Below are 8,954 nucleotides of genomic sequence, written 5' to 3'. Positions count from 1 at the left end.
GTGGCCGCGAGCACCGCGGCGAGCACCTCGCCCGGACCCACCGGGGCGAGCTCGACGAGCACGGCACCACGGATGCCCGCTGCCGTTTCGAGCGCGAGGCGCGTCTTCCCGATTCCCCCGGTTCCGACGATCGTGACCAGCCGGGACACGGCGAGCTGCTCCTCGATCGCCGCGAGTTCACGCTCCCGGCCGACGAGGCGGGTGAGGGACACCGGGATGCCGCGGGCCGCGGAGGGTGCGCAGCCATCCGGGGCTGCGCTATCCAGGGCTGTGAGTTCGAGTGCCCTGGCCCGGTCGCGGGCGAGGTCGCGGAGGAACCAGTCGAAGTCCGGGGACGGGATCCAGGGTTCGCCAGCCCAGAGCGCGAGGGCCGCGAGCGCGGCGCGTCGGGCATCCGCCGGCAAGGCAGTCCCCGCCGCGGCAACCGCCTCGGCCACGAGGTCTTCGAAACGGAGTGCGTCGACATCGGACCTGGCGAGCAGGAGGCGGTAGCCGCCGACCGTCGACTCGATCACTCCGGGAGGGAGCTGGGCCCGGAGCCGGGAGACGATGGACTGGAGGGCGGCCCGCTGGTTCTCGGGCGCATCGCGGGACCAGACGTCCTCGGAGATCGCCCGGTAGCTCACCGCCGTTCCCGCGTCGACGGCAAGCCGGAACAGCACGGCGAGCTGCATCGACCCCGTCACGGGAACCTGCCGTCCGTCGTGCTCGACACTCAGTCCGCCCAGCAGTCGAATTCGCACGGGGTTAACTCTAAGTGCCGGTCAGGCGGCATACGCTTGAGTGATGCTCCGGATCCTTTTCGATTCCCCCCTCAGCAGGGCCGGGTATCTCTATGCGACGGCCGTCGGGCTGGTCTGGGGAGGGCTCCTCAGCACCGGGCGCGTCGAGCGGCGCGGCGGCCTGATCGTCTTCCGTGGCCTGCCGAACTGGGCCTTCGGCCGCGGCGGGTCCTGCGTCGGCGGCTGCTACCTCACCCGGGACAACGTCTCCGACGCGATCCTCGAACACGAGGCCGTGCACAAACGGCAGTGGCAGCGCTACGGCATGCTGTTCCCGCTGTTCTACCGCGCGGCCGGCAGCAACCCGCTCACCAACCGTTTTGAAATCGAGGCCGGCCTGGAAAAGGGCGGCTACCTGACCAAGAGGAAGTCATGACCGACACGTCCGAAGCATCCGCACCGTCCGCTCGCACCATCATCATCACCGGGGGCAGCGACGGCATCGGCGCGGCCGCGGCCCGCGCGCTGAGCCGCACCGGCGCATCCGTCGTCATCGTGGGACGCTCGGCGGCCAAGACCGCCGCCGTCGCAGCACCGCTCGGCGCCGACTCGTTCACCGCCGACTTCGCCAGCCTCGACGAGGTGCGCGCTCTCGCCGCGACCCTCCTCGAGCGCTACCCGCGCATCGACGTGCTCGCCAACAACGCCGGCGGCATCATGGGCAAGCGGGTCCTCACCGTCGACGGCCACGAGAAGACCTTCCAGGTCAACCACCTCGCGCCGTTCCTGCTCACGACGCTCCTCACCGACCGGCTGCTGGAGAGCCACGCCCGGGTGATCAACACCGCGAGCGTGGCGAACAGCGTCTACGCCCGGTTCGACATCGACGACCTCGATGCGAGCGCGAAGTATTCACCCAACCGGGCTTACGGCAACGCCAAGCTCGCCAACATCCTCTTCACCCGCGAGCTGCACCACCGCTACCACGAGCAGGGCCTCACGACTGCGGCGTTCCACCCCGGCGTCGTCGCGACGAGTTTCTCGTCGAACTCGACGAGCGTGATGCGCTTCATCTACCAGACCCCGCTCAAGCGGATGCTGATCACACCGGAGCAGGGCGCAGACACCCTGGTCTGGCTCGCCACGGCTCCCCTGGACGAATGGATCTCCGGCGAGTACTACGACAAGCGCCTGGTCGCGAAGGCGAACAAGCTCGCCTACGACCCGGCGCTCGCCGCAGCCCTCTGGGAGCGCAGCGGGGCGATGGTGGCTGCGACCGCCCAGGCCGCACCCACCCTCGAATAGCCGCTACGGCGTCCGCCCGCTTACTCCGAGTACCGCGTTACTCCGAGTACTGGGCGGATGCCTCTGCGAGCATGTCCGCCTCTGCCCACGTCGCGAGGTTCGCGCGCAGTGCAGCGCCGAGCGTGGCGTCGACGCTCGTCCAGTACCAGATCGCGCGTTCGGTGACCTCAGGGCGCTGCACGCCGCTGATCGCACCCGTGATGGTGTCGAGGAAGCGGGCCTTGGCCGCGTCGTCGAACACGTCGCGATAGAGCGTCCCGGCCTGGCCGAAGTCGCTGTCCTCGCTGCGCAGCACGGCGGCGGCACGGAGCAGCTCGCCGTCGTTCTCCCAGCTGCCCTCGCCCGCGAGCAGCGGGTCGGCCACCGGGCCGCCGAGCGAGTTCGGCGCGTAGTTCGGGGCCTCTGGAGCGTTGAAGTGGTGCCTGCCGGCGCCGTCCTGCGAGTAGTTGTTCACCGGGGCTGCGTGCGGGGCGTTGACGGGCAGCTCAGCGTAGTTCGTGCCGACCCGGTATCGCGCGGCATCCGGATAGGAGAAGATGCGCGCCATCAGCATCTTGTCGGGGCTCGCCGCGATGCCGGGCACGAAGTTGGCCGGCGAGAACGCGGCCTGCTCGATTTCGGCGAAGAAGTTCTGCGGGTTGCGGTTGAGCGTGTGCACACCGACCTCGATGAGCGGGTAGTCGGCGTGCGGCCAGACCTTGGTCAGGTCGAAGGGGTTGAACCGGTAGGTCTTGGCGTCCTCGTACGGCATGATCTGCACCGAGACGGTCCAGGACGGGAAGTTGCCTGCCTCGATCGCGTCGTGCAGGTCGCGGCGGTAGTAGTCGGCGTCTGCGCCGGCGATGAGCTCGGCCTCAGAGCCCTCCATCTCGACGTTGCCCTGGTTGGAGGCGAAGTGATACTTGACCCAGAAGCGCTCGCCGGCGGCATTGATCCACTGGTAGGTGTGCGAGCCGAAGCCGGGCATCTCGCGCCAGGAGCGCGGCAGGCCGCGGTCGCCCATCAGGTAGGTGACCTGGTGCGCGGACTCCGGCGAGAGGGTCCAGAAGTCCCACTGCATCGTGGCATCGCGCAGGCCGGAGCCGGGCAGCCGCTTCTGGGAGTGGATGAAGTCGGGGAACTTGATGCCGTCTCGGATGAAGAACACCGGGGTGTTGTTGCCGACGATGTCGTAGTTGCCCTCCGTCGTGTAGAACTTGACCGAGAAGCCGCGCACGTCGCGCCAGGTGTCCGGACTGCCCTGCTCGCCGGCGACACTCGAGAATCGCTGCAGCGTCTCGGTGCTCGTGCCCGGCTGGAAGACCGCGGCGCGGGTGTACGCGGACACGTCGCCGGTGACCTCGAACACGCCGTGCGCTCCGCCGCCCTTGGCGTGCACGATCCGCTCCGGGATGCGCTCGCGGTTGAACTGCGCGAGCTTTTCGACCAGATAGCGGTCGTGCAGGGCCGCGACGCCGTCCGTCCCGACGGTGAGGGAATGCTCGTCGCTCGCGACGGGGGTTCCGGTCTGGGTGGTGGTCGGCTTGATCGGCCCGGTGTTCGACTCGCTGTTGGACTCGGTGGTCATGCTGCTCCTTTGTTCGACTACATGTGCACTGCGTAGGTCAGGGATGAGTGGGTGGATGGCCGGCCGGGAGATGGGGCTCTGCGCCCGCGGCCTGGCAGTCGGGGCAGAGCCCCCAGTAGGTGACCTCCGCGGCGTGCACGGCGAAACCGGCCGCGTCGCTCGGCTCGAGGCAGGGCGCCTCGCCGACGGCGCAGTCCACGTCCTGCACGGCGGCGCAGCGCGAGCAGATCACGTGGTGGTGGTTGTCGCCGACCCGGCGCTCGTAGAGCGCAGGAGACCCGGACGGTTCGATCCTGCGGGTGAGACCCGCCGAGGTGAAGGCCGCGAGCACGCCGTAGACCGCCTGCAGCGACGTTCCGGGCAACTCGGTCCGCACCACGGCGAAGAGCCGCTCGGCACTCGCGTGCGGGGAATCGTCGAGGGCCCGCAGCACGGCGAGGCGCGGCGCGGTGACCTTGAGTCCCGATCGGCGGATGCTGTCACCGAGCTGCCCTGGCTCGCCCGGCCGCGAGAATCCCGGGTTTTTGCTCGGCGTCCCGGTCGTCGTCATGCCCTCACGCTAACAGTTGTTTTGATTTCCTCAAAACAATTCACCGAATGTTCAGAAACGCCGGATGTTCAGGAAGCGGGGGTCAGGAGCGAGGGTCAGGAGCGGGGAGCGGTGTCGCCGTCACCATCGGCGCCGCCGGCGAGGGCGCCGCGGTAGACGTCGAGCACCCGCGACAGGAAGGCCGCGATGACCTCGCGCTCCTCCGCGGGGAGGTCACGGGTGACAGTGGCGACTCCCCCGATCACCGGCATGAGCGCTCCGACGGCCTTCTCCACCGATTTCGCTGCGGGCAGGACGACGACCTTCCGCCGGTCCGAGGTGTGCGCCTCGCGCCGGGCATGACCGAGTGCGACGAGCCGGTCGACCACAAGGGTGGTCGCTGCCGTCGAGATGTCGAGCCGCCGGGAGAGTTCGCTCGGTGTGAGCGAACCGGCCGTGATCAGGTGTTCCATTGCGGACAGGTCGGTCGGATTCACCGCGAGGGCCTGTCCGACCTGGCGCTCGAACGCCCGGGACAGCACTACGAATTCCCGCAGCTGGGTGCCGATCTCGCCGGAATAGGGCAGGCCGATGTCGTTGTCGCCGACAAGGGGTTGGACGGCGCCGGTCGGCGCACCGCTTGGTGCACCAGCCGGGAGCGGGGACTTGCGAGGCTCTGCCATGACCGCCATACTAGTCCTGACATTGCTAGGATGCTTAGCAATCAGGACTATTGGAGGAAAAGTGCTCGGGATTGTGCGCATCATCACGGGTCGGCGCACGGCCTGGGTCGTCCTCGTCGGCGCCGTCATCGCCGTCGGACTGCTGTTCGCACTGCTGCCGAAGAGCGCCGGGAACGACTTCCCGACGTCCGGGCTGCCCACGTCGAGCCAGGCGGCCAGGGTCGATGCCCTCCTCGCCGACTTCCCCTCGGCGAAGCAGACCTCCGCGATCGTCGTCTGGAACCGCGGTGGCGACACGACCGGCGCGGAGAGCGCGCTGACGGAGACGGACAAGGCCGCGATCACCGCGCAGGCCGCCGAACTCGGCGCACTGTCGACCGCCCCGCGGGCGACCACGCCCCGGTTCAGCGACGACGGGCTCGCGGCGATCAGCGTCGTGCCGCTCGAGGCCGCCGCCGTCAGCGCCGACGTCAAGGGCACGGCCGCGGACATCCGCTCGGCCGCCTCGAGCGACCTGCCCTCCGGCCTGAGTTCCTACGTGACCGGGCCGGTCGGGTTCCAGGCCGACATCTCCAACGCCTTCGCGGGCGCCGATTTCCGGCTGCTGCTCGTGACCGTGATCGTCGTCGCGGTACTTCTGATCATCACCTACCGCAGCCCCGTGCTCTGGATCGTGCCGCTCGTGGTCGTCGGACTGGCCGACGGGCTCGCCGGCGTCGTCGTGAGCGCCCTCGCCGGGCCGTTCGGCATCACCCTGGACGCAAGCGTTTCGGGCATCCAGTCCGTGCTCGTCTTCGGTGCGGGCACCAACTACGCACTGCTGCTCGTCGCCCGCTACCGCGAGGAACTGCTGCACACCGAGAGCAGGAACGAGGCGATGCGAATCGCCGTGCGGAGCGCAGGCCCCGCGATCGCCGCGAGCGGAGGGACCGTCGCGCTGAGCCTGCTGACTTTGCTCTTCGCCGAGCTCTCCGGCAACCGCGCGCTCGGTTTCGCCTGCGCGATCGGTGTCGTCATCGCGATCCTGTTCGCCCTGATCGTCCTTCCCGCCGCCCTCGTCGTCTGCGGCCGCGGGCTGTTCTGGCCGTTCGTGCCGCGCTACGACCCCGCGTCGCCCCGCGTGCACACCGAATTCTGGTCCCGGCTCGGCCGCGGCGTCGCCCGGCGCCCTGTGGCGATCATCGTCGCCTCCGCGCTCGGGCTCGGCGCCCTGAGTCTGGGACTGGTCGGGGCATCCGTCGGGCTCTCGCAGGCGGACCAGCTGCTCGGCAACCCGGAATCGGTGCAGGCGCAGGCCATCGTCGACGCCTCGTTCTCGTCGGGGCTCACGAGCCAGACCATCGTGCTCGCACCGGATGCCTCGGCGACAGAGGCCGCGAGCCTCGCCACAACGACAGCGGGCGTCGCAACGGTGCAGCCGGGCGAGAGCGCGAACGGGCGCACCCGGCTCAACCTGTCGCTTTCGAGCGAACCGGGCAGTGAGACGACCTTCGCCACCATCACCGCGCTGCGCACCGCATACGCGGATGCCGGCGGCGCGGTCGCGGATTCCCTCGTCGGCGGCACAGACGCGACGGCCCTCGACACCCGCACGAGTTCGCAGCGCGACCAGGACCTGATCCTGCCGATGATCCTCGCGATCGTCTTCGGCATCCTCGCCCTGCTGCTCCGCTCCCTCGTCGCGCCGGTCCTGCTGATCCTGAGCGTGCTCGCGACGTTCTTCGCGAGCCTCGGCGCTTCCAACCTGATCTTCCAGAACCTGCTCGGCTTCCCGGCTTTCAATACGAACGTCGTGCTGTTCGCGTTCCTGTTCCTCGTCGCGCTCGGGGTGGACTACAACATCTTCCTCACGACGAGGGCGCGGGAGGAGGCCCGGCTGCACGGCACCCGGGAGGGCATGGTGCGCGCCCTCTCCTCGACCGGAGCGGTGATCACGAGCGCCGGCATCCTGATCGCAGCGGTCTTCGTCGTGCTCGGGGTACTCCCGGTCGTCGCGCTCGCTCAGATCGGCGTGATCGTCTGCCTCGGCGTGCTGCTCGACACCCTGCTCGTCCGCACCCTCGTGGTTCCCGCGCTCGTGTTCCTCACCGGCGACCGGTTCTGGTGGCCGTCGCACCCGGCACTCCGCGAGTAGCGGGGCACCGAGCCCCGGGCGCCGAGCGCCGGCAGACCTCGCGAGTACAGTGTCCGCATGACTGCGGTGCTCGAGCGGATGCTGCCGGCGTGGCTCGTTCGGCATCCGCTGCGGTCGGGCTGGGCCTGGCTGGCCCTCTGGGGTGTCGTGGTCGCCTCCGACGCCCTCTCGCCCTGGGTTCCCGGTCCCGGCTGGTACGCGGTCGTGCTGCTCGCCGCGCTGCCGGCCCTCGCGGCGACAGTGTGGCTGCTCGCGGCCACACCGCGCGACCACCTTCCGCCCGCGAACGACTCGGTGCTCGGCCATTTCTTCGTGCGATTCCTCGCGCTGTGTGCGGCATTCCTGGTCTGGGGGGTGTCCGTGGTCGCGAGTTCGTCGATCTCGACGGCGATCCAGGCCGCGGCCAATGACAATGACGCCGAGGTGACCGGGCTCGGCTTCACGCTCATGCTCGCGGCGATCCCGGTGGTACTGCTCGTACTGTGGATGGCCTTCGTCGTTCGGTGCAGCTGGTTCCTGCGGCGGTTGCGCGGCTGGCGCGAGCTGCCGGAGGCGCACGCGGTTCCGGAGGACTTCCTGCGGACCAGCCCGCGCTTACGATCCGCGATCGTGGGGCTCGCCCACCCGGGGCTGCTCCTCGCCGGCGGGCTCGGGGCATCCGTGCTCGCCGTGCTTCTCGGCGGACCCGAGTTCACGCTGCATCTCACGCCCTGACCCGCGCCCCCGGACGGGGCAGTGCGGCTCAGCGGGCGAGCGGGCCGCCGACCTTGGTCAGCAGCGTCTGGAACGCGCGGGGTGCCGCGCGGAGCTCCGAGCGGGCCGTGAGCGCACCGGCGGCGTGGAAGGCCTGGGCGACGTTGATGATCTCGTACTGCACGAGCGAACCCTCCTCCTCCGCGAGCACGCGGTACTCGCCTCGGTACCACCAGTCCCCCTGCACCACGATCAGGCGCTCGGCGGGATCGGCCCGGAAATGCCGGTTGATCGTGGCGACCCCCTCGCTCGGTGCGGGCATCAGCGCCGCGAGCAGCCGCCCGAACACGGTCTCCGGCGGCGCTTCGAGGTGCCCAGCGAAGGACCGCAGCACGGTGTGTCGAGGCGGCAGCTCGAACGAGACCTCCGGATCGGTCACGGGTTACTTCAGGCTCTTCTGGAGCAGCACGGTTCCGAGCCAGCGGTCGAACTTGAAGCCGACCTTGCCCATCCGGCCGATCTCCTTGAACCCGAAGTCGAGGTGCAGCTTGATCGACGCGTCGGCGCCCTGGTCGGCGATCACGGCGATGATCTCCTTGAGGCCCGCATCCTTGGAGCGCGTGATGAGCTCGCCGAGCAGCACCCGGCCGAGTCCCTTGCCTGTCGAGGCCGCTCCGAGGTAGATCGAGTTCTCGACGGTGAACCGGAACGCGCGCTTCTCTTTCCACGGCGTCACGAGCGCGTAGCCGAGGATCTGACCGGCGGGCGACACGGCCACGATGAAGGGCATGCCGAGCTTGCCGAGGTAGTAGAACTTACTGCGCCAGGCGGCGAGGGTCATCGGGTCGACGTCGAAGGTGACCGTGCTGTTGGCGACGTAGTAGTTGTAGATCTCGCGGATGTACGGCAGGTCGGTGATCAGCGCGTCCCGCATCGAGTACTCGAACGGAGCCTCGGTCTCCGGCGCCGGGCGCAGGTGCCTGGGCAACTGCCGGCGCGGCTGGTATTCCTCTTCAAGCATGGCTGGCTCCTCCCACGGACTTCCAGATTACCCGAGTGTCCAGTCGACGGGCGCTGCGCCCTGCTCGGCGAGGAGCGCGTTCGCGCGGCTGAAGGGCCTCGACCCGAAAAAGCCCCGCCGCGCGGACAGCGGGCTCGGATGCGCCGACTCGATCACCGGGGTGTTGCCGAGCAACGGCCGCAGCCTCGCGGCGTCCTTCCCCCAGAGGATCGCGACGAGGGGCGTGCCGCGGTCCGCCGCTCGTGTACACAGCGGGGTGGCTCAGTCACCTCGAGCTCAGCTGGCAGCTGCCCGAGGAGC

Annotated in this window: 9 protein-coding genes and 2 pseudogenes; 4 read left to right on the top strand and 7 right to left on the bottom strand. The window is 69.5% G+C overall.

All coding sequences use genetic code 11. From position 1 onward, the window contains the following. Positions 1-743 (bottom strand): annotated as a pseudogene (locus tag QN345_RS12290) (ATPase); the annotation flags it as partial. A 43-nt stretch (positions 744-786) separates the two neighbouring features. Between QN345_RS12290 and QN345_RS12285 the strand changes: the two are divergent. Together QN345_RS12285 and QN345_RS12280 are read left to right on the top strand one after the other, a co-directional pair. Beyond that, positions 787-1,158, top strand: coding sequence for a Fe-S oxidoreductase (locus tag QN345_RS12285; protein ID WP_134561919.1), 372 nt, complete (start codon positions 787-789; stop codon positions 1,156-1,158). Continuing rightward, entirely contained in the window at positions 1,155-2,027 is an 873-nt protein-coding gene (locus tag QN345_RS12280) for an SDR family NAD(P)-dependent oxidoreductase (RefSeq protein WP_134560645.1), read from the top strand. The genes QN345_RS12285 and QN345_RS12280 overlap by 4 nt, the downstream gene beginning before the upstream one ends. A 37-nt stretch (positions 2,028-2,064) precedes the next feature. Here QN345_RS12280 and QN345_RS12275 read toward each other — a convergent pair whose 3' ends face one another. The 3 genes from QN345_RS12275 to QN345_RS12265 all read right to left on the bottom strand — a co-directional run bounded on the left by QN345_RS12275 (position 2,065) and on the right by QN345_RS12265 (position 4,806). Next, positions 2,065-3,594 carry a catalase gene (locus QN345_RS12275; RefSeq protein ID WP_134449806.1) on the bottom strand — a complete coding sequence of 510 codons (1,530 nt, stop codon included), beginning with the start codon at positions 3,592-3,594 and terminating at the stop codon, positions 2,065-2,067. 37 nt (positions 3,595-3,631) lie between these two features. Next, positions 3,632-4,144, bottom strand: coding sequence for a Fur family transcriptional regulator (locus tag QN345_RS12270; RefSeq protein ID WP_134449805.1), 513 nt, complete (start codon positions 4,142-4,144; stop codon positions 3,632-3,634). A gap of 95 nt (positions 4,145-4,239) precedes the next feature. Next, positions 4,240-4,806 carry a MarR family winged helix-turn-helix transcriptional regulator gene (locus tag QN345_RS12265; protein ID WP_134449804.1) on the bottom strand — a complete coding sequence of 189 codons (567 nt, stop codon included), beginning with the start codon at positions 4,804-4,806 and terminating at the stop codon, positions 4,240-4,242. A gap of 61 nt (positions 4,807-4,867) precedes the next feature. Between QN345_RS12265 and QN345_RS12260 the strand changes: the two genes are divergently transcribed. Together QN345_RS12260 and QN345_RS12255 are read left to right on the top strand one after the other, a co-directional pair. Beyond that, on the top strand, positions 4,868-6,940 hold the full coding sequence (locus QN345_RS12260) for an MMPL family transporter (protein ID WP_323508691.1): 2,073 nt from the start codon (positions 4,868-4,870) through the stop codon (positions 6,938-6,940). Positions 6,941-6,997: 57 nt separating this feature from the next. Continuing rightward, on the top strand, positions 6,998-7,654 hold the full coding sequence (locus QN345_RS12255; RefSeq protein ID WP_322189565.1) for a hypothetical protein: 657 nt from the start codon (positions 6,998-7,000) through the stop codon (positions 7,652-7,654). A gap of 28 nt (positions 7,655-7,682) precedes the next feature. Here the strand turns inward: QN345_RS12255 and QN345_RS12250 are convergent, their stop codons facing one another. The 3 genes and pseudogenes from QN345_RS12250 to QN345_RS12240 all read right to left on the bottom strand — a co-directional run. Continuing rightward, the gene (locus tag QN345_RS12250) at positions 7,683-8,072 is read right to left on the bottom strand and encodes a hypothetical protein (protein WP_323508690.1); all 390 of its coding nucleotides are present in this window, start codon (positions 8,070-8,072) and stop codon (positions 7,683-7,685) included. A gap of 3 nt (positions 8,073-8,075) precedes the next feature. Further along, positions 8,076-8,654 (bottom strand): GNAT family N-acetyltransferase, encoded by a 579-nt coding sequence (locus tag QN345_RS12245; RefSeq protein WP_134449800.1) that lies wholly within the window; start codon positions 8,652-8,654, stop codon positions 8,076-8,078. Positions 8,655-8,681: 27 nt separating this feature from the next. Beyond that, a pseudogene (locus QN345_RS12240) lies at positions 8,682-8,885 on the bottom strand (uracil-DNA glycosylase); the annotation flags it as partial. Between the last annotated feature and the right edge of the window lie 69 nt (positions 8,886-8,954).

This window comes from Cryobacterium sp. 10I1 (genome assembly GCF_035019805.1).
Taxonomy (GTDB): Bacteria; Actinomycetota; Actinomycetes; order Actinomycetales; family Microbacteriaceae; genus Cryobacterium; species Cryobacterium glucosi.
Note: the sequence above shows the minus strand (reverse complement) of the source record. Positions and strands in the feature narration are given on the sequence as shown.

Bases quoted from the DNA above. Each gene is read 5' to 3' on its own strand.
- QN345_RS12285 (WP_134561919.1), top strand. From the start codon at position 787: ATGCTCCGGATCCTTTTCGATTCCCCCCTCAGCAGGGCCGGGTATCTC.
- QN345_RS12280 (WP_134560645.1), top strand. From the start codon at position 1,155: ATGACCGACACGTCCGAAGCATCCGCACCGTCCGCTCGCACCATCATC.
- QN345_RS12275 (WP_134449806.1), bottom strand. From the start codon at position 3,594: ATGACCACCGAGTCCAACAGCGAGTCGAACACCGGGCCGATCAAGCCG.
- QN345_RS12270 (WP_134449805.1), bottom strand. From the start codon at position 4,144: ATGACGACGACCGGGACGCCGAGCAAAAACCCGGGATTCTCGCGGCCG.
- QN345_RS12265 (WP_134449804.1), bottom strand. From the start codon at position 4,806: ATGGCAGAGCCTCGCAAGTCCCCGCTCCCGGCTGGTGCACCAAGCGGT.
- QN345_RS12255 (WP_322189565.1), top strand. From the start codon at position 6,998: ATGACTGCGGTGCTCGAGCGGATGCTGCCGGCGTGGCTCGTTCGGCAT.
- QN345_RS12245 (WP_134449800.1), bottom strand. From the start codon at position 8,654: ATGCTTGAAGAGGAATACCAGCCGCGCCGGCAGTTGCCCAGGCACCTG.